General features: G+C 53.1%; 25 protein-coding genes and 1 riboswitch. Of the genes, 8 read left to right on the plus strand and 17 right to left on the minus strand.

Annotated features, from left to right (window positions below; translation table 11 throughout):
• Positions 1–10: 10 nt before the first annotated feature.
• Entirely contained in the window at positions 11–1,306 is a 1,296-nt protein-coding gene (locus tag KJS42_RS00260) for an MFS transporter (RefSeq protein ID WP_213621655.1), read from the minus strand.
• Between the two features lie 27 nt (positions 1,307–1,333).
• Positions 1,334–1,795 (minus strand): MarR family winged helix-turn-helix transcriptional regulator, encoded by a 462-nt coding sequence (locus KJS42_RS00265; protein ID WP_155608130.1) that lies wholly within the window; start codon positions 1,793–1,795, stop codon positions 1,334–1,336.
• A 235-nt stretch (positions 1,796–2,030) separates the two neighbouring features.
• Between KJS42_RS00265 and KJS42_RS00270 the strand changes: the two genes are divergently transcribed.
• On the plus strand, positions 2,031–2,741 hold the full coding sequence (locus KJS42_RS00270) for a YheC/YheD family protein (RefSeq protein WP_244868374.1): 711 nt from the start codon (positions 2,031–2,033) through the stop codon (positions 2,739–2,741).
• A gap of 67 nt (positions 2,742–2,808) precedes the next feature.
• Here KJS42_RS00270 and KJS42_RS00275 read toward each other — a convergent pair whose 3' ends face one another.
• The 7 genes from KJS42_RS00275 to KJS42_RS00305 form a co-directional block, all read right to left on the minus strand.
• Complete coding sequence (locus KJS42_RS00275) at positions 2,809–3,888, minus strand: glycosyltransferase family 4 protein (RefSeq protein WP_213621657.1); 1,080 nt, start codon at positions 3,886–3,888, stop codon at positions 2,809–2,811.
• An 84-nt stretch (positions 3,889–3,972) separates the two neighbouring features.
• Complete coding sequence (locus KJS42_RS00280) at positions 3,973–4,389, minus strand: PaaI family thioesterase (protein ID WP_155608127.1); 417 nt, start codon at positions 4,387–4,389, stop codon at positions 3,973–3,975.
• Positions 4,390–4,471: 82 nt separating this feature from the next.
• Positions 4,472–6,160, minus strand: a complete 1,689-nt coding sequence (locus tag KJS42_RS00285) for an AMP-binding protein (protein ID WP_213621658.1) — start codon at positions 6,158–6,160, stop codon at positions 4,472–4,474.
• A 26-nt stretch (positions 6,161–6,186) separates the two neighbouring features.
• Positions 6,187–7,971: an acyl-CoA dehydrogenase family protein gene (locus KJS42_RS00290; RefSeq protein WP_155608125.1), complete on the minus strand. Its 1,785-nt coding sequence runs from the start codon at positions 7,969–7,971 to the stop codon at positions 6,187–6,189.
• A 17-nt stretch (positions 7,972–7,988) separates the two neighbouring features.
• Complete coding sequence (locus KJS42_RS00295; RefSeq protein ID WP_213621659.1) at positions 7,989–9,176, minus strand: acetyl-CoA C-acyltransferase; 1,188 nt, start codon at positions 9,174–9,176, stop codon at positions 7,989–7,991.
• Between the two features lie 23 nt (positions 9,177–9,199).
• A complete protein-coding gene (locus KJS42_RS00300) occupies positions 9,200–11,596 on the minus strand; it encodes a 3-hydroxyacyl-CoA dehydrogenase/enoyl-CoA hydratase family protein (RefSeq protein ID WP_213621660.1) in 2,397 nt (798 codons plus the stop codon).
• Positions 11,597–11,625: 29 nt separating this feature from the next.
• Positions 11,626–13,812 (minus strand): (Fe-S)-binding protein, encoded by a 2,187-nt coding sequence (locus KJS42_RS00305; protein WP_213621661.1) that lies wholly within the window; start codon positions 13,810–13,812, stop codon positions 11,626–11,628.
• 254 nt (positions 13,813–14,066) lie between these two features.
• Between KJS42_RS00305 and KJS42_RS00310 the strand changes: the two genes are divergently transcribed.
• Genes KJS42_RS00310 through KJS42_RS00320 form a run of 3 tightly spaced genes read left to right on the plus strand, consistent with a single transcriptional unit; the run spans position 14,067 to position 16,478 of the window.
• The gene (locus KJS42_RS00310; protein WP_155608121.1) at positions 14,067–14,651 is read left to right on the plus strand and encodes a fatty acid metabolism transcriptional regulator FadR; all 585 of its coding nucleotides are present in this window, start codon (positions 14,067–14,069) and stop codon (positions 14,649–14,651) included.
• A gap of 45 nt (positions 14,652–14,696) precedes the next feature.
• Positions 14,697–15,464 carry an electron transfer flavoprotein subunit beta/FixA family protein gene (locus KJS42_RS00315; protein WP_213621662.1) on the plus strand — a complete coding sequence of 256 codons (768 nt, stop codon included), beginning with the start codon at positions 14,697–14,699 and terminating at the stop codon, positions 15,462–15,464.
• A 21-nt stretch (positions 15,465–15,485) separates the two neighbouring features.
• Positions 15,486–16,478: an electron transfer flavoprotein subunit alpha/FixB family protein gene (locus tag KJS42_RS00320; RefSeq protein WP_213621663.1), complete on the plus strand. Its 993-nt coding sequence runs from the start codon at positions 15,486–15,488 to the stop codon at positions 16,476–16,478.
• A 48-nt stretch (positions 16,479–16,526) separates the two neighbouring features.
• Here KJS42_RS00320 and KJS42_RS00325 read toward each other — a convergent pair whose 3' ends face one another.
• Positions 16,527–16,709, minus strand: coding sequence for a hypothetical protein (locus KJS42_RS00325; RefSeq protein ID WP_213621664.1), 183 nt, complete (start codon positions 16,707–16,709; stop codon positions 16,527–16,529).
• 160 nt (positions 16,710–16,869) lie between these two features.
• Between KJS42_RS00325 and KJS42_RS00330 the strand changes: the two genes are divergently transcribed.
• On the plus strand, positions 16,870–18,669 hold the full coding sequence (locus tag KJS42_RS00330) for an ABC transporter substrate-binding protein (RefSeq protein ID WP_213621665.1): 1,800 nt from the start codon (positions 16,870–16,872) through the stop codon (positions 18,667–18,669).
• 100 nt (positions 18,670–18,769) lie between these two features.
• Here the strand turns inward: KJS42_RS00330 and KJS42_RS00335 are convergent, their stop codons facing one another.
• The 3 genes from KJS42_RS00335 to KJS42_RS00345 form a co-directional block, all read right to left on the minus strand.
• Positions 18,770–19,366, minus strand: a complete 597-nt coding sequence (locus tag KJS42_RS00335; protein WP_155608511.1) for a nitroreductase family protein — start codon at positions 19,364–19,366, stop codon at positions 18,770–18,772.
• A 101-nt stretch (positions 19,367–19,467) separates the two neighbouring features.
• Complete coding sequence (locus KJS42_RS00340) at positions 19,468–19,785, minus strand: DMT family transporter (protein ID WP_155608512.1); 318 nt, start codon at positions 19,783–19,785, stop codon at positions 19,468–19,470.
• A complete protein-coding gene (locus KJS42_RS00345; RefSeq protein WP_193415327.1) occupies positions 19,785–20,129 on the minus strand; it encodes a DMT family transporter in 345 nt (114 codons plus the stop codon). The genes KJS42_RS00340 and KJS42_RS00345 overlap by 1 nt, the downstream gene beginning before the upstream one ends.
• Positions 20,130–20,186: 57 nt before the next feature.
• A riboswitch (guanidine-I (ykkC/yxkD leader) is annotated at positions 20,187–20,295 on the minus strand.
• Positions 20,296–20,463: 168 nt separating this feature from the next.
• Between KJS42_RS00345 and namA the strand changes: the two genes are divergently transcribed.
• From namA to KJS42_RS00360, 3 genes are read left to right on the plus strand one after another with little or no spacing between them, the layout of a single operon-like run.
• Positions 20,464–21,474, plus strand: coding sequence for an NADPH dehydrogenase NamA (gene namA, locus KJS42_RS00350; RefSeq protein WP_213621666.1), 1,011 nt, complete (start codon positions 20,464–20,466; stop codon positions 21,472–21,474).
• Positions 21,475–21,534: 60 nt separating this feature from the next.
• Positions 21,535–22,215, plus strand: coding sequence for a futalosine hydrolase (locus KJS42_RS00355; protein WP_213622080.1), 681 nt, complete (start codon positions 21,535–21,537; stop codon positions 22,213–22,215).
• Entirely contained in the window at positions 22,212–23,048 is an 837-nt protein-coding gene (locus KJS42_RS00360; RefSeq protein ID WP_193415325.1) for a 1,4-dihydroxy-6-naphtoate synthase, read from the plus strand. The genes KJS42_RS00355 and KJS42_RS00360 overlap by 4 nt, the downstream gene beginning before the upstream one ends.
• Before the next feature lie 50 nt (positions 23,049–23,098).
• Here the strand turns inward: KJS42_RS00360 and KJS42_RS00365 are convergent, their stop codons facing one another.
• From KJS42_RS00365 to fosB, 4 genes are all read right to left on the minus strand, one after another.
• Positions 23,099–23,686 carry a TetR/AcrR family transcriptional regulator gene (locus tag KJS42_RS00365; protein ID WP_213621667.1) on the minus strand — a complete coding sequence of 196 codons (588 nt, stop codon included), beginning with the start codon at positions 23,684–23,686 and terminating at the stop codon, positions 23,099–23,101.
• 20 nt (positions 23,687–23,706) lie between these two features.
• Positions 23,707–24,495, minus strand: coding sequence for a class I SAM-dependent methyltransferase (locus KJS42_RS00370; RefSeq protein ID WP_213621668.1), 789 nt, complete (start codon positions 24,493–24,495; stop codon positions 23,707–23,709).
• Positions 24,496–25,047: 552 nt separating this feature from the next.
• A complete protein-coding gene (locus KJS42_RS00375) occupies positions 25,048–25,932 on the minus strand; it encodes a radical SAM/SPASM domain-containing protein (protein WP_213621669.1) in 885 nt (294 codons plus the stop codon).
• Between the two features lie 57 nt (positions 25,933–25,989).
• Positions 25,990–26,406: a metallothiol transferase FosB gene (fosB, locus tag KJS42_RS00380; protein WP_213621670.1), complete on the minus strand. Its 417-nt coding sequence runs from the start codon at positions 26,404–26,406 to the stop codon at positions 25,990–25,992.
• Positions 26,407–26,413: the final 7 nt, after the last annotated feature.

The following is a 26,413-nucleotide window of genomic DNA, read 5'->3' on the forward strand; positions in this document are numbered from 1 at the left end:
AAAACTCCGGCTAAATGCCGGAGCTTTGCATGTTGTAATCAGCCTGATTATCGCTAGGGTCCAAGGAAGCCTCCCGCTGCATGCGGCGCATACGCTTCGTCCACTCAACCACGAGATAAAACACCAGGAACAATCCCATAAATCCTGCGGAATATCGGTACATTACGGCATAGTTGGTTCCGGAAGCGATAGCTCCCAAAATAACGGCGCCAACAGCGACGCCAAAATCCATGGAGTTATAAAACATGCTGTTAGCGCTCCCGTATTGCTCGGGCTTGCAAGTACGAAGCATCCAGGCTTGAATCGTCGGCTGGATCGCACCGAAACCTAGTCCGTACAGCAGCGACGATAGGATTAACATTGGCAGGTTCGTTGTGTAGGAAAGGATGAACATACTTGCGATCACGAGTAGCGCGGACGGGATCAGAACGGCGGCATGACCTCTGGCGTCAAAGATCCGCCCGGAGATCGGACGAATGAGGACGACCGTCACAGCGTTAAACAGGAAAAACAATCCGACCTGATCCAAGTGGATAAACTCGCCGAACAGCGCTATAAAACTCAAGAGCCCGCTGTAGGTAACAGCTAGAATCATATTTAGCAGAGCAGGAAACACAAGCCCACGGTTAAACGCCGGACGTTGTTTCGCGTTGGTATCTTCTTCGCCCTGCGTCGCTCTGGGCTGCCGCTGCTCCTTCTCTTTCATCGGCCGAATCGCGGGAAGCGCCCGAGTTAGCAGCAACAACGGAAACATTAGCAGCACGGCAGTTGTCCCTATCAGCGTGAGTGTTCCAAAACCTAACTCCCGCATGACATTCAAGCCGATCATCGGACCGATCGACATGGCCAGGCTACTGGATAACCCGAAGTATCCAATACCTTCCCCCATGCGTTGGAGCGGAATGATCCGCGAGGCAAAGGTTGGCAGCAGCGTACTACCAATACCGAAGCCGATCCCGTAAACGGCCCTGACCAGCAGAAGAGTGCCTACCGATCCGGCAGCGCTGTTGAGGACCGTCGCCACCGCCGCAATAATTAACCCGATGAACAATAGCACATTGGGCGATAGTTTGCGCAGCAGCCCCGCCGCCAGAAACCGCGTTAGGATGGCCGACCCGGCAAATACGCTGGTCACAAGACTAACCTGAAGATCGCTTGCGGCAAACTCGCTTTTTACATAAGACGAAAACGTCGACAATAGCATATGCAAATTTAAGAACAACAAAAAAGCAGAGATCGTTAATGAAATAAACGATCTCGTCCAAAGCCGTTCCGATTCAGGTTGTTGATTCGATGGTAAGCTCATATAATCTCTCTCTCCTTCTCCTTGCCCTTATTTCTCTACTTCGTCAAATTGGGAATCGCTGAAATGGACATGAATGCGTTGAAGCAAATCCATCAACAATTCGTACTCCTCACCGCTCATCATCCGCTTGACCTCATCGGTCACGCTTTGCTCGATCGGCGCCGTTTCCCGGATGATCTCCTTCCCCCGCTCCGTACTGTAGACAAAAAAGGATCTACGGTCCTGCCGCCCCGGTTCCTTGAATACCAACCCCTTACTCTCCAGAAGGTCGATAATACGGGTTGTCGTCGGCTTGTCTTTCCCGGTGCGATCCGCGATCTCCTTCTGAATCAAGCCGTTTGCTCTATCGATCTGGTTCAGCACGGACCACTGCTCCGCCGTGATATCATAGCCCTTCAGCCGATGCTGGAGCAAAGCTACGATTTTTCGGTAAGAGACGCCCATGATAAATCCCACCGCCAGTTCGCTTTGCGATTGATCCGTCGTCATACGAATTTCGCCCTCTCATATAGTTGTCATAACAATTATATGTCATTGAACTAATTACGTCAAAGTACGACAAAACTGCTAATGTCTATTTTCCGGTACACTAGGTGATCATCTTCTCCCTTTGCGAGACAGAAGAATACACTACCCTATATGAAATTGAAGGGGATATTCACTTATGAAATCTTCACGGCACTCACGTCATGTCACAAGTAAATGGAAAAAGAACGCGGTCTTAATGCAAAGCAGCAAGCTGCGGGCCTACCTCCCCGAAACTCGCCGATTCAGTAAAGAACATCTATCAAATATGCTAATGAAGCATAAAATGGTCTACGTTAAACCCGTGAACGGCACTTGGGGAAATGGGGTCATGCGAGCGGAATACCGACCTCACCAACGGCAGGGAAGCTACCAATTCCAGCTTGAGAAAATCGTTCGATCCTACGGTTCGATTGACGAGTTATACGCTTCGATCAAGAAGCATAAATTTCGAGGCAGTTACCTCATTCAGCAAGGCATCGATCTTCTCAAATACGACCAACGTCGATTTGACCTGCGCGTTATGGTTCAGCGCACCCCGCAGAAAGTCTGGACAACGACAGGGATCATCGGCAGATTAGCTCATCCGAAGAAAATCGTCACCAACTATCACAGCGACGGAAAGCTCGTGGCTGCAGAGAAGTTGCTCACTCCGTATCTGAAGGGGCCTCGCCTCAAGTCATACATGAGTACGCTGCAGGATTTTGGCGAGGATATAGCCGATCACTTGAAAATCACGTTTCCCGGGCTGAGAGAAATCGGGGTAGATGTGGCAATTGACCAAAAGCTGCGTCCCTGGATCCTGGAGGTCAATACTTCCCCTGACCCCTTCATCTTCCGGAAACTGAAGGACAAGAGTATCTTCCGCACGATCATGAAATATGCCCGGGCTTATGGAAAATATAAATAAACACAAACAAACGAAACCGGACGGAAATGGCAATCCTACTGATGCCTTCCGTCCGGTTTTCGTTTGTTCAAGAGCCAAACTGCTTGTAGATTCCCATCAGCTTCCCGGCGGTTTGCTTCCAGCTAAACCGCTCAACGGCATCCTTCCGCGCTTGCCTGGACAACTTCGCAGCCAGCTCGCGATCTCGCGCTAGCTTCAGAATCCACTTGGCATGATCTGCCGGTTTGGCATACGCGTCTACCAGATAACCGTTCGCCCCATGCTTAATGATCTCCCCGATCCCTCCAATATTAGAAGCAACGACGGGAAGCCCAGAAGCCATCGCTTCAACGTTTACGAGTCCAAACGCTTCATGCTCTTGGGAGGGGCATGCGAACAAGTCGGCCTCGCGGAACTTGCGGTGAATGGCGCGATGCGGAACTTTTCCGGTGAACCTCACCGGAACCCCTCTTGCTCGTGCCAACCGTTTTAGTTCCTTTATATAACCTGGCCGGCCGCCTCCGATGACCGTGAGGTCGATCGCTCCATATTCTTGACGAGCGAGTCCGACCGCCCGAATCAGCACCGGGACCCCTTTCCGCGGGATCACCCGGCCGGCGAACAACACGCGGAACCGGCCCCCCGAACGGCTGGCTCTCCCCTCCGCCGGTCTGAACCGGCCGGTATCGACGCCGAGATGGACCTTGCGTAATTTCCCCGCATGGCGAGGGAAACGCGCGGCCAAACTCGCTTTAAGCGAGTCGCTGTTAGCGATGATCAGATCCGCTTTACCCAGACTTTCGTTCACCCGCGCCGTAGATTTTACGAAAGTTAGTGAATGCAGAAATAGGGTAACTGGAGTATGAGGAAACATGGCCTTGATTTTGGCCATGTAATGCGGGCGATTATCGACCTGGATCAAATCGTAGCGCCGTCCCCGGATGTATCGCAGGACCGATGCGATATAGCGGCTTGGGCTGCCGGTGTTTACACGGACGATCGTGAGTCTCCCCATCCTGCTGACATGTGGCAGACCACGGCCTGTTCTGCTGATTAAGGTTACCGTGTGGTTAAGCGCCAGCTGTCTGGCGATAGCCAGCATGCTGATTTCCACGGAACCGCTGCCGGGAACCGGTATTTGCTCGGGCGCCACCATTAATAGGTTCATAGGCTCCTCCTTGTGCATATGGCTTGCATCTATTTACCATATGCACAGATCAAGCCTCCCGCGCCGAGGCAATCACCCAAGCTGTCAGGTCACGCGGAACGTTCCCGTCCCAAAGGCGCAGATTTCCCCCTGGTCCAGCCGGGCATACGCCATCGTCGTCACCGATTTGCGCGATACGTGGACCATCTCCGCAGTCACGGTTATCCGTCCCTGTTCGGCTTTTGCCACATAATTCAAGTTCAAATTCGTTGTGACGACGCTTGCTTCGGGCTTAGCGATCATCGCCAGCAGTCCCATGGCCGAATCGATCAGCGTCGCGTGAACGCCGCCATGCACGATGCCAATCAAATTGAGATGTTGCGGACGGATGTCCAAGGTCATAACTACCCTGCGTTCGTCCGCTTCTTCCACCTGGCAGCCAAGGTAATCGACGAACGAACCGACCGCGGCTTGATTCCAAAGCTCCAGGCGCTGCCGCAGTTCTTCTGAATCCGCTTTCATTTCTTACGACCTCCCGTTCTTATCGCCGCGTATTTTTCTCGTCCTCGGTTGACTGACCTTTCAAGTCTCCCAAGACCTCCGCTTAATTCGCTCGCGGCGGTTGCTGTCGTTCCGCTTCCTCTTCTACGAGCTTGCGGCGCAGCACTTTACCGGCAAGCGTTTTGGGCAGACTGTCGCGGAACTCATAAACCTTCGGCACTTTGTAGGCGGCCAGCTTTTCCTTGCACCAACGCTTTATGGCGTCCGCATCCGGAGGAGTACCTTCCTTTAAGACAATGTAGGCTTTGACAGTCTCTCCCCGATACGGATCGTAAATACCGGCGACGATCGCCTCCTCCACATCCGGATGCTCAAACAGTACCTCTTCAACTTCACGCGGATAGATGTTATAACCGCCGGCAATAATCAAATCCTTGCGTCGGTCCAGGATATAGAAGTAACCATCCTCATCCATCCGTCCCAAGTCGCCGGTCAGCAACCAACCGTCGCGCAGGGTCTTGTACGTCTCCTCCGGACGGTTCCAATACCCGCGCATCACCTGGGGACCACGTACGGCGAGCTCCCCGATTTCACCGACCGGAACTTCCTCGAGCGTGTCCGGATGCACGATCATGGCGTCGGTGTCGGGAAAAGGAATGCCGATCGACCCGCTCTTCCGTGTCTCCCAGATGTTGTTGGCATGGGTGACGGGCGAAGCTTCAGTCAATCCGTAACCTTCGATCAGTTTCCCTCCGGTCACCTCCTCGAACCGGGTCTGCACCTCTAACGGCAGCGGTGCCGCACCGCTTACACACACATTGATCGAGGATAAATCGTACCCCGCAATGTCTTTGTGGTTAATAATAGCCACGTACATCGTCGGCGCACCTGGGAATACCGTAGGTTTCTTGTTATGGATCGTCTGAAGTACCTGATTGATGTCAAAGCGCGGCAGCAGCATCAAAGTACCACCCAAAGCGATCGATTGATTTAACAACACCGTCATCCCGAACACATGAAAAAAAGGAAGCGCGGCCAAATATTTCTCTTTCCCCAGACGGGAACGGTAGAACCAAAGCTGATTTTGTATCGTGTTAGCTACCAAATTCATATGCGTCAGCATGACGCCTTTGGCAAACCCCGTCGTCCCGCCGGTATACTGCAATAAGGCCAAATCCTGTTCAGGATCAAGCTCGACACGGCAGGGCTCAGAGCTTCCGCCGGTAAGAAATGCGGGGAACGCGAGCAGCCGGTCATTGTAGTTTAAATGGACGGCCATCCCGTCTTTCTTCGCCTTGATCGGATAAAGGAGATTCTTGGGAAAAGGCAAATAATCCTTGATCGATGTCGCAATGATGTATTCCAGCGGGCGCAGCTTTGTCGCTGTCCTCACGCGTTCGACAAGTGGATCGAGCGTGACCATGACGCGGGCACCGGCATCGTTAAGCTGATGTTCCAGTTCCCTAGGCATGTAAAGCGGGTTCGTCATCACCGCAATGCCGCCCATCATCAAGGTTCCGTAATAAGCAATCACTGCCTGCGGGCAATTTGGCAGCATGATGGCTACCCGGTCGCCCTTGCGAATGCCCAGCTTCCGCAGGGCATTCGCAAACCGGTATGTCTGTTCCAACAAAACACGGTACGTCATTTTCTTTCCCATGAATTCCAGAGCCGTTACTTCGGGATACCGATCGGCGGAAAGTTCCAGGAAATGCGCGAGATTTTGCTTTGGATAATCATAGGTGGGCGGTACTTCAGCGGGATAAAACTTCAGCCAAGGTTTCCTTGTCATACGCCTGCCTCCCAACCTCGCAAATTTTACAAAACGTATTTCTCTGCTTCAATCACTTTGGCGGCGATTTGCCGTTTTAATGATAGCGTATTCATCGCCGAACGCTTTGTCAATTTCTTGAGGATGGACAGCTGGGTGCGCAACAGGTCCCCTTGTTCCATGTAGCTTAACGCTTCTTTGGCCCAAGCTTCGATCTTGCCGAATTCTTCGTGGATGAACACACTCGTCATCGCAATTGGCAGCGCCGCTTTGTCTTCACCGGCACTCGCAATGAGCTTCTGTGTGCGGAGCAGCGCACTTTCCATCGCATAAATGGCGATCATGATATCCGCCAAGTGGCTCAGTACCTCTTGCTCACGCTCTAGCTTCAACTGATATTTCTGCACGGCCTGAGCTCCGGCCATCAGGAAGATCTTTTTGGACATGGACAGCAAATGCGCTTCCTCCTCCAGCGTCCCTTCGAAAGTCCGGCTTGGCATCGGCTCCATCAGCTCCAATTGCAGTTTCTGTGCAGCAGGGAGCAGTGGCAGTTCACCTTTCATCGCGCGTTTCACCAAGCTGCCAGGGATCAGAAGGCGGTTGATTTCGTTTGTGCCTTCAAAAATCCGGTTGATCCGCGAGTCGCGGTAAATCCGCTCGATCCGATACTCCTGCGTAAATCCGTAACCGCCGTGGATTTGCACTCCTTCGTCCGCAACGAAATCCAACACCTCTGAGCCGAATACTTTGTTGATTGAGCATTCCAATTGATATTCGGCGATCGCCTTGGCCGATTGATATCCCACGTCGGTACTGCTATGATCCACTTCAGCCAACCCGATATCAAACAGGCCGGCGGTGCGGTACACCATGCTTTCCAGCACGAACGTACGCGTATTCATCTCCGCCAACTTTTTGCCGACCAGCGGGAAGGACGAGATTTTTTGCCCGAATTGGGTCCGCTCGTTGGCGTATTTCGAAGCATATTCGATCGCATCTTTAGAGGAGCCCAAGCAGCCGGCTGCCAACTTGAAGCGTCCGATGTTCAGGATGTTAAAGGCGATTAAATGCCCTTTGCCGACTTCCCATAGAAGGTTGTCAACCGGCACCTTCACGTCTTCCAGAATCAACGGGCATGTGGAGGAGCCCTTAATCCCCATCTTCTTCTCTTCCGGTCCGATGCTGACCCCCTCCATGCTCCGCTCCACAATAAACGTGCTGAAGTCCGTGCCGTTCACTTTGGCGTAGACGATGAACACGTCGGCGAAACCGGCATTGGTAATAAACTGCTTAGTGCCGTTCAAAACATAATGCGTGCCATCCTCCGACAGCACGGCCGTCGTTTTGGCGCCTAACGCATCGGAGCCCGAGGAAGGCTCCGTCAGGCAATAAGCCGCGAGCAGCTCGCCCGTCGCCAGCTTCGGCAAATATTTCTGCTTCTGCGCTTCGGTCCCAAAGTATACGATCGGCAGCGTCCCGATCCCAACATGGGCCCCGGCTGAAAGCGCGAACGAAGAAGCTTTGGTCAGCCTTTCGCTGATCAACGTCGTGCTGACTTTATCGAGCCCCATGCCTCCGTAAGCCTCGGGAACATCAGCGCCGAGCAACCCTACCTCGCCTGCTTTGCGCAGCAAATCAGCGGTCAGCTCGTAATTCAAATGCTCGATCTCCTCGTCCCTCGGGAGGATTTCCGCCTTCACAAATTCCTCCGTCGTCTCCCCAATCATCCGCTGCTCTTCGCTGAAGTCCTCCGGCGTCACAACCCGGTTGCAGTCAATGTCCGCGATGACGAAGCTTCCGCCTGCGATTTTTTCCATCGTTTCGTTGCTCATGCGATCCTCTCCTTCATTTAATTAATGGGATGAACTTCTAATACACCAGCCGCACCCATGCCGCCGCCGATACACATGGACACAACCCCATACCCGCCGCCGCGGCGGCGCAGCTCATGAATCAGCGAGATCGACAACTTCGTGCCCGTACAGCCCAGCGGATGCCCCAGCGCGATTGCGCCGCCATTTACGTTCACTTTGTCCTCATCCAAGCCCAACTCGCGGATCACGTGCAGGCATTGGGAGGCGAACGCTTCGTTGATTTCAAACAGATCGACATCCTTCACGGTGATGCCGGCTGCGGAAAGCGCCTTCGGAATCGCCTTCACCGGACCAACGCCCATCAGCTCCGGCTCTACGCCGGCTACCGCAAAGGAACGGAACGTCGCCAGCGGCTGAAGTCCAAGCGATTCCGCTTTCTCCCGGCTCATCACGACGACGGCCGCCGCCCCATCGTTCATCGGGGAAGAGTTCCCCGCAGTCACGGTACCGCCTTGCTTAAAGCTGGGTTTCAGCTTGGCTAGCGCCTCCACGGTCGTGACGCCGCGTACGCTTTCGTCGGTATCGAAGACAAAGCGCTTCGCTTTCACTTTCCCGCGCTCATCCAGGCTGCGATGCTCTGCCTCAAATGGAACGATTTCTTCCTTAAACTTGCCTTCGGCGATCGCTCGTGCCGCCTTCAAATGCGAGTTCAAAGCGAAGCGATCCTGGTCCTCGCGGGAGACGCCAAACCGCTCCGCGACGCGTTCCGCCGTATGGCCCATCGCCATATAAACCTCGGGCATCTCGGCAACGATCCGCGGATTCGGCGACACCTTAAACCCGGTCATCGGAACATGGCTCATGCTTTCTACTCCGCCGGCAATCAGCACATCGGCCTGCCCGAGCATGATCCGTTCCGCCGCGAAAGCGATCGCCTGAAGTCCGGACGAACAAAAGCGATTGATGGTTAAAGCCGGCACCGTCACCGGAAACCCGGCGTATAAGGACATGATGCGCGCAAAGTTCAGCCCCTGTTCCCCTTCCGGCATCGCGCATCCGATGATGATGTCCTCAACATCCGCTTTGCTAAGGCCGGGAGCGCGCTCCACCGCGGCTTCCAACACGATCTTGCCCAAATCATCGGCGCGCGTTTGGGTCAAGCTGCCTTTCTTGGCTCTGCCCACCGCCGTCCGAGCTGTCGATACGATTACAGCCTCTTTCATCGTCTATTCACTCTCCCCCTCATTTAGTTCCGCAACGGTTTTCCTTTGCTCAGCATGTGCTGCATCCGCTGGCGTGTCTTCGGCTCCCCGCACAAGCTCAGGAACGCTTCGCGTTCCAAATCAAGCATGTATTGCTCCGTCACATACGTTCCCGCCGGCACGTCGCCGCCAGCAAGCACATGGGCCAGTTTGTTTGCGATCAGTAGATCGTGGTCGCTGATGTACCCGCCCTCGTGCATGCCAAGTGCACCCAGCTGGAGCACCGCTTTCCCTTCGGAACCGACGACGCGGAACTTCGTTTCGGGAATCGGCTCATACCCGCTTCCCGCCAGCTTCAGCACAGCCTGCTTCGCCTCATAGATCGTATGGTCGGGATTCAGCACGACCCGGTCGGAAGGTTTAAGCAGCCCCAGTCGTTTGGCATCATGGCCACTGGTTGAGACGGTGGCAGTGCCCACCGTTTGGAAGTAATGATTGAGATAAGGCTGTATGTCGGCTTCGGCGATGGATGCTTGCTGGCTGGCACGTAGCGCCAGTTCCTTGCAGCCTCCGCCCGCCGGAATCAGTCCAACGCCGACCTCAACGAGCCCGTAATAGGTTTCAGCGGTGGCAATGACCTGATCGGCAGGCATGCAGGCCTCCACTCCGCCGCCCAGCGTCATGCGATGCGGAGCAGCGATCACCGGCTTCTCGAATCGTTTCAAGCGGTACATCGTGTTCTGAAACAGACGAATGATGTCGTCGACTTCATCCCATTCCTCGTCCTGCGCTTCCATCAGGAGCAGCATAAGATTGGCGCCTACGCAGAAATTACGCCCTTGATTGGCAATGACAAGGCCTTCGAAGTTATCCCTTACTTCGTCCATGCTTTGCGAGATCATCTGCAAAATATCCGCACCGATCGCATTGTTCGGCGAATGGAACTCCAGGCAGGCCACGCCGTCACCGAGATCGATCAGACTCGCGCCGCTGTTGCTGCGAACAACCTTATTCTGCGACTTCAGATCGCGAAGCGTAATTTGTTCTGGCGGGAGCTCAACGGGGGTATACCCGCCAACTGCGGCTTGGAATAGAGAGCCGCCGTCTTTTTTGTAGAACGAGGTATTCCCTTCTGCGATCCAATCCTTGACCCAGGCCGGTACCGCCAGCCCTTCGGCCTCCATTTTCTCAACCGAGCGGACTAACCCGATGGCATCCCATGTTTCGAACGGGCCCAACTCCCAGTTGAAGCCCCACTTCATCGCCTCGTCGATTTCGCGGATGCTGTCTGCGATTTCCCCCCGTTTGGCGGCGGAGTAGATCAACACCTGCTTGAGTACATCCCAGGCTAACTGCGAGTAGCGATCCTGAGCACTGAGCAGCGCTTTCGTCTTGGCAGCCGCGCCTTTCGCCAGCTTGGCGGCTTCCAAGGAAGCGGACGCTATCTTGCGTTGCGGGCCGTAGTCCATCGTCTGGAGGTTCAGGGACAAAATCTCGCTCCCCCGTTCCCCCTTATTTTTCCGATAGAAACCCTGCCCGCTCTTCTCCCCAAGCCAGCCCCGAGACACCATATCTTTGAGCGTAGCCGGTGCAGCAAACACCACTTTCTCCGCTTCGTCTGTCACATTTGCGAATACGTTATCGGCCACATGCAGAAACGTATCCAATCCAACTAAATCCAAGGTGCGAAAAGTAGCGCTCTTCGGACGGCCCATCGCCGGTCCGGTGACCGCATCCACCTCTTCGACGGTGTAACCTTTCTCCTCCATCTCACGCAGAGTAACCAGCAGCCCATAAGTGCCGATCCGGTTGGCGATGAAGTTTGGCGTATCTTTCGCGAGCACGACCGTTTTGCCAAGCGTGTGCTCGCAGACACGGCGTATATCAGCGACCAACTCCGGTTCGGTCGTTTGTCCGGGGATGATCTCTAGCAGCTTCATATACCGCGGCGGGTTAAAGAAATGCGTGCCGAGAAAATGCTTCCGAAACTCCTCGGATCTCCCTTCAGCCATCGCGTTGATCGAAATACCCGACGTGTTCGAGCTGACGATCGTTCCCGGTTTCCAGTGGCGTTCTACTTGGGCCAGCAGCTTCTGCTTGACCTCAAGATTCTCGACGACGACCTCGATGACCCAATCCACCTCGGCAATAAGTGCTAGGTGATCTTCCAAGTTACCAGGCGTGATCCGCTCAGCAAAAACGTTGTCATAAAGCGGGGCGGGTTTCGTCTTAGCCAGCCCGGCGATGGCCGCCGTAGCCAGTCGATTGCGCACGGAAGGATGGTCGAGCGTAAGTCCAGCGGCCATCTCCGCGTCGGTTAACCGCGGAGGGACGATGTCAAGCAGCAGGCAAGGGATCCCTGCGTTTGCCAGTTGGGCAGCAATGCCGGAGCCCATAATGCCGGAGCCGATAACGGCTGCTTTGCGGATCGGTTTGTTCATTTGATCTACCTCCTATTTCAATGGAATTTTCATTGAGATAACACCGGAACCGGTTCGTTTGCCTGTTCGCCAAACACCGATAACTCTAAGATTTCGGCGATGTCCCGTGCCTTCACCTGATCGTCCACTTCCTTGAGTTTCGTGCCATCCTCCAGCATCGTCAGACAGTAAGGGCACGCGCTGCTGATGATACTGGGTCGAACCTCCAGCGCTTGTTCGGTACGGGCCAGGTTGATCCGTTTGCCATCGCTTTCCTCCATCCACATCAGCCCGCCGCCAGCACCGCAACACATCCCGTTCTCCCGCGACCGGGCCATCTCGACCAGCTCCACGCCGGGAACGGCTCGTAGCACCTCCCGCGGCGCGTCGTAGACGCCGTTGTATCGACCGAGATAACAAGAATCATGGTAGGTGACCACCTCATTCACCCGATAGGACGGTTTTAACCGACCCTCTCGGATCAGTTGCTCCAGCAGTTGCGTATGGTGAAGCACTTCCACCTCCTCCAAACCGAATTCGGGATATTCATTTTTCAGCGTATTAAACGTATGAGGGCAAGCGGTGACGATCTTGCGTACGCCATATCGTTGAAACGTCGCAATGTTCTCCAGGCATAGCTGCTGAAACAAGAGTTCATTGCCCATTCGGCGAGGTGTGTCCCCAGAGTTTCGCTCCTCGTTGCCAAGGATGGCGAAATTGACACCGGCTTCGTTCAGTAGCCGGACGAACGCCCGCGTGATTTTCCGGCTGCGTAAATCGTAGGAGCCCATCGACCCAACGAAGAACAAAATGTCGAAAGCCGGATTATCCTTGACAGTTGGCACGGGGATTCCCTCCAGCTCGCCGGTCCAGGCGGCGCGGTCATTGCGGCTAATCCCCCAAGGATTGCTTTGGCGCTCGATGTTTTGCATCGCGCGCTGCCCTTCCGCGGGTACGCTGCCCTGCATCAACACCAGATGGCGGCGCAGGTCTACGATTTTGTCAACGTGTTCATTGCCTACCGGGCATTGATCTTCGCAGTTGCGGCAAGTCGTACAAGCCCAGATCTCCTCCTCGGTCATGACGTCGCCGATAAGTTCAAGGTCGGTTACGGCTTTGCCTTGAGCGGCCACCTGCCAAGTCGCCTTCTGCCAATCCAGCGTCGGACGAATGTCGGTCACGCCCGAAGCATCACCCCAAGCCGGTGCCACGTCCCCAGCACCTACCGCTACGGCATGAACGCCAGCGGAGCCGAACACATTCGCCGGCACCCACGGCGATTTACCTGTCACCGCGGCTCCTTTCTCGGTGAGATGATCCCGCAGCTTCGTGATCAGATGCATCGGCGACAGCGTTTTGCCGGTGCTTGCCGCGGGGCATACATTGGTACAGCGGCCGCATTCCACGCAAGCGTAGAAGTCGAGCATTTGCTTTTGCGTGAAGTCCTCGATGTTGCCAACGCCAAAGCTTTCCGCTTCTTCGTCTTCGAGGTTTAGACTTTGCAGCCGGCCATGAGGTTCACGGCGGCGCAACCAGATGTTGATCGGTGCGGTGATCAGATGAAAGTGCTTCGACTGAGGAACATAAACAAGAAAGGATAGCAGGATTAACAGGTGCAGCCACCAGAACACATAGAAGACGGCTTCAGCCACGGTGGAAGGCAGCCCGGCGAATACGGCGGCGATAGCTGACGATACGGGAGCGTACCATGAAAACTCGAGTCCCATCCCGACGCGTTCGAAAGCTAGCGATAACAGTACCGAAACCATTAGCGAGTAAATAAATATCACGACGATGCCCGGTTTCCAACCTTTCTTCAATCGCGGAAGCTTCTCGATATAACGGCGGTAAGCAGCGTAGCCCATGGCGAGCAGAATGGCCAGCGCGGTAAATTCCTGAAACCACCCGAACATCTCATAAGCGGGCAACGGTAAATGGCCTCCGCGCGATAGTCCTTTTACGATTAAATCGATCGCCCCGAACTGCAGCACGATAAATCCGTAGAACACGACAAGGTGCATCAATCCGCTTTTGCGGTCCTTAAGCAGCTTCTTCTGCCCAAACACCTGCGACCAGAACTCGCCTTGGGCGCCTTCTCGCCTTGCGCGGAAATCAATCGGTCGGCCGAGCCGCAGATAAAGGAAGCGGCGGAATACCGCCTGATAGAACAGAAACACGGCGTATCCTGTGACAGCGGCGAATAGCAAAGCGTTTAGCGTTAGCCAAAACGTGACCATGATTCGCACGTCCCTCCTTTTTGGCATTTCATTTCATTGGAAAGATTTCGTTGTTGGATGGTTCATTGGTGGGTTCGTTTGTCGCGGTTGAGATGGGCGCTAGAGTAGGACAACTTCGGTAAGCGTTTACAAAGTGGAGTTTAATTAAAATCTTAAGGATTCAACCTTGACAACCGATGTGTTGTTCCCCTAAGATTAAGAAAATGAATGACGGTTCATTCAGCTGTTTTAAATTTTAACATTGAGGTGGCCCGATGACAAGTAGGAAACAGGAAAAATTTGAAATGATTTTGGATGGCGCGGAAAAAGTCATTGCGGAGAACGGATTTCACGGCTCCCAGGTGTCTAAAATCGCCAAAGAGGCCGGAGTCGCAGACGGTACGATTTATTTATATTTCAAAAATAAGGAGGATATCCTGATCTCCCTCTTTCAAGATCGGTTGGGGAAGCTCGTCGAGCTGTTCCATCAGAGTATCCGCGAAACGAACACGGCCGAGGAAGCACTACGTAAGGTGTGCGAAATCCACTTCACCCATCTGGAGCAGAACGTGAATTTTGCTTATGTCACCCAAATCGAATTGCGCCAAAGCTCACTAGAGTTGCGCAAGGCCATCGGCCTTGCCGTGAAGCCCTATATCACCTTGATCGAGCATATCTTGAAAAGGGGGATCGAGGAAGGTGCATTCCGTACCGACCTGGATACAAAGCTGTCACGGCAGTTGATTTTCGGAGCGCTGGACGAAGTCGTCACTTCCTGGCTCATTTCAGGCATGAAGTATTCTCTCACTGGCCAGGTGGAGAACACCGTAGACTTTTTTCTGCGTGCGATTAAGAAGTAAATTTCATGCCTAATTCTATTTTTATTTTGAAAGGAGTTGGCAAGCATGCATGTGGTCGTCATCTTGAAACAAACTTTCGACACGGAGGAAAAGATCGTCATTACCGACGGGAAAGTTAGTGAAGACGGGGTAAAGTTCGTGATCAATCCCTATGATGAATATGCGGTGGAAGAAGCACTGCGCCTGAAAGAGGCACACGGCGGTACGGTGACGGTCGTATCGGCCGGGCCGGAAAGAACGGCGGAAGCGCTGCGCACCGCGTTGGCGATGGGCGCTGACGAAGCCGTACGAATCGCCACAGAGACGCTGGATACGGACGAATATGGGATCTCTCGCCTGCTCGCCGCCTTCCTGCAAACCCTGAACTATGACCTCATTTTAGGCGGCAACTTCTCGGTTGATAACGGGGCGGGTCAAGTCGCTGTGCGGCTCGCCAAACTGCTCGCTCTCCCCCACGTCTCGTCGATCACCGAGTTGATCGTGAGCGGAGACCGCGCAACGGTCGTCCGAGACGCGGAAGGCGACGCTGAAACGCTAGAGGTGACGCTACCCGCCGTATTGACCGCGCAACAAGGATTAAACGAGCCGCGTTATCCTTCCCTTCCCGGGATCATGAAAGCCAAGAAGAAGCCGTTCCGCGAACTGGCGCTGACCGATCTGGAGCTAAGCGAAGGTGATATTAAAGCGAAAACGCAGCGACTTAACCTCTCCTTGCCCCCGGCACGTCAAGCCGGTAAGCTGCTGGCCGGCTCACCCGCCGAGCAAGCGGCGGAATTGGTTCGGTTGCTGCACTCCGAGGCTAAGGTTATTTAAATCAAAAGGAGGCGTTAACTCATGAGCAAAACATACGTGGTGTTCGTCGAATCGAAGGACGGAAAACTTCGTCAGGTTTCCTTGGAAGCGCTTCACGCCGCCAATCTGCTGCGGGAGGATGGCGATAACCTTACGGCTGTGCTGCTGGGTCACCAAATGGATGATACGGCAGCCGAACTGGCTCGTCATGTCAACGGCCAAGTATTGGTGGTGGATCATCCCGAGTTCCAAGCCTATCAGCCGGAGTTAGCCTTCGAAGCGGCGATGCAAGCACTGGCCGCCTTGCCGGACGAACCGAGACTGATTCTGCTCGGGCATACGGCCATTGGCCGCGATCTCGCCCCCCAGCTTGCCGCACGGCTTGCCTGCGGGCAAATCTCCGACGTTACCGCCATTACCAAGGACGGCGACGGCATTTCTTTTACACGTCCGCTATATGCGGGCAAAGCCTTTGAGCAAACCAGGCTGTCAGACGGCACCGGAATCATAACCCTTCGTCCGAACAACCTTCCTCCCGCTGACCCAGCCTCTGCCGCAGGCACAATCGTTCCATTGGAGTTCACTCCGCCTACACCGCTGAGTATCATCCTCAAAGACGTGGTGCGCAAGGTGTCCGGCAAGGTAGATCTCACCGAAGCGAAAATCGTCGTATCCGGAGGACGCGGTGTCAAAAGCGCCGACGGCTTTAAGGTGCTGGAAGAACTGGCAGACAGCCTCGGCGGAGCCGTCGGCGCCTCTCGCGGCGCCTGCGATGCCGGTTACTGCGACTATGCGCTGCAAATCGGCCAAACCGGCAAGGTGGTCACGCCGGAAATTTATATCGCTTGCGGGATCAGCGGTGCGATCCAGCATCTAGCCGGCATGAGCCAATCGCGGATCATTATTGCGATTAACAAAGACCCCGAAGCGCCAATCTTCAAGGTCGCCGACTACGGGATCGTCGGAGATTTATTCGAGGTCGTCCCTTTGTTAACCGAGCAATTCAAGCAAGTTTTCGCTGAACGCACCTCTTAGGAAACGAATGCCTGCATCTTCCGATGCAGGCATTTTCAGCATTTGGAGTTATTGGAACATTTGAAAAAACGACCGCAGCACCTTGCCAAAGCTGCCCATTCTTGTACGGACTTTTCGCGGACGTTCAGAAACGCCTCTCACCGCAAAGCATTGGGGTCCGCCAGGTCTTTTCAATAACTGATGGTACTCCTGGATCTCTCTTTCCCTCCGGTAAAATTCCTCATAATTCATAGGACAACCTCCCTGCCTGTAGGACTGGTTACACCCACCCCTCTGGATATTTCCATTATCTTCTTCAAAAGCAGGAAGAAAAAGAGTATACTATTCCAAAGTCATTTCCCCTTTTTTTGTCGATAAGTGAGCGATGGGAGCTAAATGGAGGTGTATTGGTGTGTTGACCGCAGAACGTTATATGGCACTGCTGGATCATTATGCCGAGTCAAGAGGCGATTCGGCGGAACCCCGCGAAGTTGAGGTGGCGTTGGATGATTTAACAAAGCTGTTTCACTGTACGGAGCGAAACGTGAAGCTGATTATCCGCAAGCTGCAGGAGGAAGGTCTGATCGAATGGTCTCCTGGACGGGGGCGCGGGAATCGCTCACGTTTGGTTTTTCGGGCCAACCGGGAAAATTTCATCATTGAACTTGCCCAAAGACTAGCGGAAAAAGGGGAATATCGATCGGCGTTTGAATTCCTGCACCAGCACGAGGAAGACATCCATGCACGGGAGCGGTTCATTCAATGGCTGAATGACCAGTTTGGGGCGGAAAAACAGCTGGCCGCGGGCCAAAGCTGTAGGGACATTTTCCGCTTACCGGTGTATAAAGCCCCGCTAACATTGGATCCGGCGCATCTGTTTTACGGCTTCGATTCCCATCTCGTGCGACAAATCTTCGACCGACTGGTTCAGTACGATCAAACGAAGGGCCAGGTCGCCGGCATGATCGCTCATCACTGGGAACATGACGAGACCGGTACGTCTTGGACGTTCCATCTGCGTAAAGGCATCCGTTTCCATCATGGAAAAGAGCTCACCGCCGAGGACGTCGTTTTCACCTTTTCTCGGCTGCGGGAGAATTCGACGAATAGCTGGTTGATGACGACTGTACAGCGAATCGAAGCCCTTGATACGCGAACCGTCTTATTCACATTGCATCAACCGAATTGGCTGCTTCCCCGTCTGCTCTGCTCCTCCTGCGCTTCCGTCCTTCCCGCCGATTTACTCGGTAAGGACGAAAATGCGTTTTGGCAGTTTCCAAGCGGCACGGGCCCTTTCCGGCTCACGCATTGGAGCCCGAACCGGATGGAACTGGAGGTGCATGCAGGATATTTTCTCGGTCGCCCTTATTTGGACGGCGTAACCTTAGTTTTTCTGCCCGACGATATCCCGAATTCCTCCAAGTTGAAGTGGGAGCAGTTGATTGTAAACGATTCGCGAGTTCCCGCCCGGGCCGGTGACGATTGGAAACGCATCGAGACCTTAAGTCGGGGCTCTAGCATGATTTCCTGGAACCGCAATCGACTTGGACCGCAGCAATCGCTCGCTTTTCGACAGGCCGTGAACTTAGTGATCGACCGCCCCGGGATGATTCAGGCCACGGGCAAATCCGGTTATCCGGCGCGTAGCTTCCAACCGACCAATGATACGACTCTGGGCATCCACCGACACGACCCGGCGGCCGCCCGTCAGTTGCTGGAGGAATCGGGATATACAGGCGAGCCTTTCCGCCTGGCAGCCCATCATCTTGAACGAGAGGAAGCAGAATGGATCAAATCGCAATGCGCTGCGATCGGGATCCCAGTCGAAGTTGTGTACCATAGCAAATCCGAGATGGCAAAATCGGCTGCACGGGAATCCGATGCTATTTTAATGTGCCTCATATTCGCCGAGGACGAGGTGTGCGAACTAGAGAGCTATTTGCAGGAAGACAGCTTCATCCGTCTGCATATGCCGCCGGAGTTAAGCCGCTGGGTGTTTGGCATGGTGGACGAGGTTTTTGCGTCCGACAACCCCGAGAAGCGTCGGGCTTTGCTGCAGCAGATCGAATTACGGCTTCAGGAGGAGGCGCAGGTCACCTTCCTGATCCATAGCATGTTGAACACTTACGTCCACCCGTCCATCCGCGGACTTGTGATCAACAATCTGGGCTGGATGGACTTCAAGGATATTTGGCTCACTTCCATAAGCTAAATTCACTATGAAATTTCGAGGGTTACATGGAAATACGATAAAAAGCGTTTGGTCGATTGACCAAACGCTTCTTTTTTTCGCAACATAACTGCTCGGCTCCCTATTTGAACACCTTCATGCGGCTCTCGATCGGGGTAAATTCTTTGTCGCCCGCCGGAGCTTCAATCTTGCCAAACGGCATTTGCGCGATCAGCTTCCAGCTTTCCGGAACGGCCCATTCCTTACGCACCTCATCGTCGATTAGCGGATTGTAATGCTGCAGGGACGCGCCAATGCCTTCATCCGACAGGGCTGTCCATACCACATACTGCAGGAGGCCGTTGGATTGCTGTGACCAGACCGGGAAGTTGTCCGCATATAGAGCGAATTGCTTCTGCAGCCCTTCGATTACCGCCTGATCCTCATAGAACAATACGGTACCGCGGCCGGCGCGGAAGGCAGCCATTTTCTCTTCCGTCGGACCAAAGCTGTCCGCCGGAACCACTTTGCGCAACGACTCTTTCGTAATGTCCCAAAGTTTATCATGTTGCTCGCCGAACAATACGACAACCCTGCCGCTTTGCGAGTTAAACGAGGATGGCGAATAAAGCACCGCGTTTTTCACGATCTCCTCGATCCGATCCTCGGAAATCGGAATGTCTTTGCCTATGGCATATATACTTCTTCTCGTTTTGACGGCATTCCAAAAATCGCTCATTTGTTTCATATCGCTCCGTTTCTGCCTGGTTTAATGGGAATGGAACCCCCCTTAATGTGTCCCATCTTACGACAAACCAATCCGCTCCGAAGCAGTTCCTTTTACTCGCTAATTAACTTTAACCCCATCGCTGCACCTAAGATAAATGCGATAAACAATAATCGCCGCCACTCCCGGGATTCCCCGTAAAGGATCATCCCTGCGACGGCGCTTCCCGCCGTGCCAATCCCTGTCCATACCGCATAAGCCGTCCCCATGGAGATAGTTCGCATCGCTAAGGTCAGGAACAAGAAGCTGAGCAAAAAACCGCCCGCCATCCAGGCATATGCTCCAAAGCTCTTCCGGGTATTGATTTTATTTATCCCAATCACGCCCAGCACCTCGCCAAATCCGGCAACAACAAGCAGAATCCAATCCATCAGTTAGGCCTCCCTTCCTGTTGCGACTCCCCATCGGTTACCAGCTTCAGCCCGACTACGCCGACAAGCAGCAGCAGAATGAGCAACAGCTTGATCCAGCGGAACGGTTCCCCAAACAAGGTCATTTCGGCGATCACCGTACCGGCTGTACCAATCCCCGTAAAAACGGCATATACCGTGCCGATCGGAAGCCGGCGTCCGGACAAAATAAGGAGATACATACTCATCACAATGCAGACCGCCGTACCGCTCCAACTTAGCACATCCCCGGCATGCTTTAGACCGATCACCCATCCGATTTCAAATAAGCCGGCGATCCCGACTAACCCCCAATCGCGCTTCATGCTGCAAGACCCTCTCCTTCTGAAAAAAATAAAGCCCGAAAGATATCAAAAAGCGATATCTCCCGGGCTTTTGTCCCTCCGTGTCCACGGCACTTCAACTGCCGCGCGTTCCCTCTTGGACCAGTCCGGCAGTTTGATCCGCCGCGGAACCCTAGGTAACGATTCGAAAGCTATCTTAACCGATTCCCGGTGCGGGGTCAAGCAAAGTTCATATTTTATGTATCAAAATTGCTACTCCAACAAAATGCTGCGTACTTGTAAGTTGTAATCCCATCGACTAACATGGATATTGACAGTTTATTGATGACTTTGATACTGCTAAGGAGTGAAGTAGATGAGTGCCCAACTCTTTTCCCCGTTTACCATCAAACAGGTGACGTTTAATAACCGGATCGTTATGTCTCCCATGTGCCAATATTCTTCCCCTAATCCTGACGGAAAAATCGACGATTGGCACCGGGTCCATTATGCGTCCCGCGCCGTCGGCGGCGTTGGCTTGATCCTAATCGAAGCGACGGCCGTCGTACCGGAAGGTCGGATCACCTATCGGGATCTTGGCATCTGGAGCGATGAACACATCGCCGGGCTGAAGCAGCTCGTAGACCTAGCCCATCAAAATGGCGCTAAGATCGGCATCCAGCTAGCTCATGCCGGACGGAAAGCTGAGCTCGAAGAGACGATCATCGCCCCTTCCGCCATACCGTTCCCGGAGAAGAAAACGCCGAAAGCCGCGGATGCCGAGGATATTCGTCGGATTATCGAAGGCTTCCGCGAAGGAGCCCGCCGCGCCAAAGAGGCCGGTTTTGATGTCATTGAAATCCACGGAGCCCATGGCTATTTGCTGAACGAATTCCTTTCCCCGCTTACCAACCACCGGGAGGACGAATACGGCGGCAATGCCGACGGCCGATACCGGCTTCTGCATGAAGTGATCGAGGCGGTCAATTCGGTTTGGACCGGCCCGTTGTTTGTACGTGTTTCCGCGAACGAGTACGATCCCGAAGGCAACTCGCTGGAGCAATATATCGATTATGCCCGCCGCATGAAGGCGCAAGGCGTCGATTTGATCGATTGCAGCTCTGGCGGATTGGTTCCCGCACAAATTCACGCGTTTCCGGGATATCAAGTGAACCTGGCCGAACAAATTCGCCGCCAGGCGGACATCGCCACCGGTGCCGTTGGCCTCATCAGCGAGCCGAGCCATGCCGAAGAGATTCTCGGCAACGGTCGGGCGGACCTGGTGTTCCTCGGCCGCGAGCTGCTGCGTAACCCTTATTGGGCCTATGATGCCGCCAAAGCACTGCGCACGACGCTTGAGCGTCCGGTACCGTACCAAAGAGCCTAAGTTTCATCCTTCAGTAAAGTGAATTTGTCCATCGAACCGAGGAGTTGTTCTTGAGATATGATGAATCACCGTTCCCCTTCTAGAATTCTGATCATGACGGCCGTAGAAGCTGAGCAACAGGCCGTCCTTCGCGGTCTCGGCAGCTATGATGGCGCCGATGTACAGTTGGCCGGTGTCGGCCCGGCATCGGCCGCGGCGGCAACAGCGGCCGCGCTCGCTCGTGCTGGCCAAATCGCTGATGGCGCGTACAGTCTCGTCGTCAGCGCCGGGATCGGCGGCGGATTCGCCGAGGTTGCCGGCATGGGTTCGCTCGTCGTTGCGAGCGAAATCATCGCCGCCGACCTCGGCGCGGAAACGCCGGACGGCTTCGCCGGCGTGGACGAGCTGGGCTTCGGCTCGCCCCGGATCGCCGTGGCGGACAAGCTCTCGGCTCGCTGGGCGGAGGCGCTTCGGACTACCGGACTGTCGGTACACTACGGTCCGATCTTGACGTTGTCCACCGTGACAGGAACGGCGGATACGGCACGCTCGCTCATCGAGCGTTACCCCGGCGCCGGTGCCGAAGCGATGGAAGGCTTTGGCGTCGCCGAAGCCGCTCGCCAATTTGGCATTCCCGTGCTGGAGCTGCGCGCCATTTCCAACGCTATTGGTCCGCGTCAGCGGGAATTGTGGAAAATAGGCGATGCCCTGCAGGCTTTAGAGCAAGCTTGTGCAAAACTACCGGAGGTGTTGCTATCATGAAAATCGCTTTTTCTCCTTGTCCAAATGATACCTTTGTGTTCCATGCCTGGGTTCATGGCTTGATCCCGGGTGCGCCTAAACTGGACGTGACCTATGCTGATATTGATATCACGAACGGGTGGGCAGCTTCCGGTACTGGACCTGAAGTGCTGAAAATTTCTTATGCTGCCCTTCCTTGGGTGCTGGACGAGTACGCGTTGCTTCCTTGTGGCGGGGCACTGGGCCGGGGCTGCGGACCGCTGGTTTTGACGGCAGGCGCAGCCTCACCTTCCGCCCTGTCGGGTCGCCGCGTCGCGGTTCCCAGCGAACGGTCCACCGCCTATCTGCTGTTCCGGCTATGGGCAGCGAAGCATGTTCCCGGCGGCATCGGTGAGATTATCGTTATGCCGTTCGATGAGATCATGCCCGCTGTTAAGCGCGGCGACATCGACGCCGGCCTGGTGATCCATGAAGCCCGCTTCACCTATCAAAATTATGGGCTGAACCTGCTCCAGGACCTAGGGAACTGGTGGGAAGCCGACACGGGTTTGCCTATCCCGCTTGGCGCCATCATCGCCCGTCGTTCGCTGGACCTTGCTTCGATTGCCCGCTGGACGCGGGAATCCGTGCAATACGCCTGGGCGCATCCGGATGCTTCGGCCGCTTATGTAATGAGCCATGCGCAGGAGATGTCGCCCGAGGTCACGCAAGCACATATCGGACTGTACGTTAACCCGTACACGGCCGATTTAGGCGATGACGGATACGCGGCGATCCGCGGGCTATTGGATCGAGCGGCTGCCGAAGGTTTAGTGCCAAAAGTTGATCCGGCCAAGCTGAAAATTGCCTTTTAGCGCAAAACGGCGGCTTTGATTTTTGACTTCAAAGCCGCCTCATTTATTCACTATTTTGTAACGATTTGACTGATGACACCACGCAGAAGAATATTAGTTACAGTGGATTGTATTTCTTCTCCTTGAGCCCGCAAATATATCCAACTATGATAAATAGATTGAAATGCATGGGATACTGTCTGTGTATCACAGGAAAAACGCACGCCGTGGTCATACAATGTTTGAGCAGCATCGAAATTCTGTTCCCTGAAGGCGAATAGCCGTTCTTTTGAAACCTTGCGAGCAATTAACTCTACGGTTGTTGTATCCATATAAGTTAGAATCGGATATTGAATCATCATTTCGTACATAGCCCCAAACACCCGCAAAATACGTTCCTCGCTTGGTAAATGACCATTGGAATCTAAAATGATATTGAGTTCAGCAAATATTTTCTGCTGTATGTTTTGAACGATGTCTAAATACAGATATTCTTTACTTTCATAAAAGGTATAAAATGAGGCTTTTGCAATGCCGGTGGCTTCTACCAGATCATCAATTGTCACTTTTTTCATCCCGTATGTTGTAAATAGTCTTTCTCCTTCTGTGAGGAGCTTCTCCTTTATTCGCTTCTTCTCCTTTTCGCTAAAACGCGGCATGTCACCATCTCCATGTGTAGTTACTGTTTAAATCGAATGTGTAGAATTTGGCTTCTGTTTTTGGTTGCAGGCAAAATATTCAGTAACCGAAGTATCATAGGCTGACGATCTTTTAAAAGATTTCCTGCACTCCAGTATTGAATCAATTCAACACTTGGATGCAGCCTCTCCATCTCTTTTGCTTGATCGATTCCCCATAAAAAAGTGCTGCTAATTTTTTTATGGATAAAATAGCTGTGAACAACATCGAAAAACATATGAGCTCCGGGGAATTGGCTTGCCAAATGTGTCAGTAGTTGCAGCACATCCTGTTCCATGAAATACATAAGCAAGCCCTCTGCAATAATAACGATCTTACTGTTTTCGTAAGGATGGATTTGATCCGTCCATGTTGTGTTTAGTACAGATTGAGGTATAAATTGAAATCGTTCATTTTCAGAAAAAAATCGGCTTCGGAATCGAATTACATCCGGCAGATCAAGATCATACCACTTCAAGAGGCCGTTATCCAATCTGGATATTCGCGTGTCTAATCCTGCTCCCAGATTGACAATAGTCGCGTTTGCATTCTGGGATAGAATACGTTTCACCTCGTCATCAATAATCTTTGTGCGCGATAGAATACCCAATGTTGATATCGAACCACCATCTGTTATTTTATCATCCAGGTGCAATGTTCTAAGAATTTCTGCTGATTTTTCATCCAAGAAGATGGGGTTCTCCCTTGCGGTTTCAGTAGCACGCGCTACCAAAGGGATAAATAATGTTTCGGATATTGGCGATAAGTCAATGGTATCTATTGTTCCCATCGTTTTCACCCCCATTTTTAAAAATGGTGCCGCAGACAGTACAACTTCTCTGGTCGGGTTTCACATGATTATTCCCGCAGGTCTGACATTCGAACAAACCGTTGCTTAGTGGTACGCGTGTTTGGGAATTGGCTTCAAAGAATCTATCCCTTTTCTTGTCTTGATAAAGCTCAACTTTAAGCAGTGCAAAAAGAACTAGGAGTATGATAAGACCCAATACCGAAGACATCTTCACCAATAGTTGAAACTGCACAAGACTTGTCGTTATCCAAAGTAAGTGGCTGGTTACTGGAATTACGATTAAGCAAATGGCTGCTGTGCAAAGTATCTTGTGACCATAGCCGATCGAATTGATTTTTTTCATTCGCCATCCCTTATATATACTAAATAATTATTTTAGTATGTATAGTTTATTTATTATTTTGGCCATTGTCAAGATATCCAAAGTATTACAGTAAATCGTCTGCCTTTCTCCATAAAAAAACAAGGGATCGCTAGGGTTAGCGATCCCTTGTTTTTCGAGCTCCTTGTTTGCTACTCTTCTTCGCAACCTTACGTCCCACCGCCGAACCGTTTGCGATACCCGCACTTCCGGCATAGCTCCTCCACCGCTTCGCGCCGGGAGAACCCATCGTAGAGCCGGTTCGCTCGTTCACCCTCCACAATCTCCGAGAATGGTGTCTGATACACATTCCCAAGGTTGATAACGCCTTCCCCATCCAGACAGCATGGGATCACCGTTCCATCCACAAGAATCCCGGCCTGGTTGCGCAACGCATGGCAGAAGCCTTTTCCATCATCCTCCGGCGCCTGCAGATCCGGCCATTCAAATTCATGATCCTGGTTAAGATAGATCCGCTCGGCTAACCTAACGCCGCTTCCGGGCATAACCTTCTCCTCGATACGGTAATCGAGATCGAATTCTTGTTCGATGATTTCAAGGGTCTCACGATTGCGCATGCGCTGGAGGTTCGTTTCATTGTCCTGGGTCAAATTCCATAGGCGGAAGGAAACAATGAGATCCGATGAAGCGACCGCTTCCCGGACGAAAGATAACACGCTCTTCAGGTAACCTTCCCGGTCGGTTGAGCCTTCATGTCCGTCAAAGCTATGCAGCGAGAAATTCATCTGCCGCAGCGCCGGCTTGCCCAACAGCTTGTGACGAACTTTGGGAAGCAGCGTACCATTGGTTGTAATGTTCACCTTAAAACCTTTTTCATGGCTGATATCGAGCAACTGGTCGATCTTGGGATGCAGCAGCGGCTCGCCTTTTACGTGAAAATAAATATAGTCCGTATGTGGCTTGATATCGTCCAGAATCTTGCGAAAATCCTCAATTTTGATAAACTGCGCCTGACGATGGGTCGGCGGGCAGAAACTGCAGGCCAAGTTACAGATACTGGTCGTTTCGATGTAGAACTTTTTAAACTTTTTCATGGTGACCTACTTCGTTAAAATTTTTAGTTTATGACCTATTCTATCAATTTATCAGCATCAATAAAAGAGCATATGGTCTTTGTCCGCTTTGTAGTAGTCCAGACGATCATTGAGCGTGCCGGTGTGGAATTCGAACATGTGACCGTCCGGGTCTAGAAAATAAATCGATTTCTGATCCCGAAGGTCTCTCTCGCGTCCAGGCAGCACTTCAACATTCAATGCCCGGAGCCGATTCAGAAACGCGTCAAAATCCCCCGCTTCGATAGTAAAAGCGATATGAGTGTAGGTACGATACTCCTTATTCCGTGGAATGTCCTCCTGATTCAGTGCAATCCATAGCCCGTCCAAGTCAAAATAGGCCAGCTTGTGGCCTTTAACTAAAGGGGTCGCCCCAAAGACTTGCTCATAAAACGCCATGGATCGATCCAAATCGGATACGGAAAAGCAGAAATGATTAATGCCCTTAACCTTCAACCGACTT

It is taken from the genome of Paenibacillus sp. J53TS2 (assembly GCF_018403305.1).
GTDB lineage: Bacteria > Bacillota > Bacilli > Paenibacillales > Paenibacillaceae > Fontibacillus > Fontibacillus rhizolycopersici.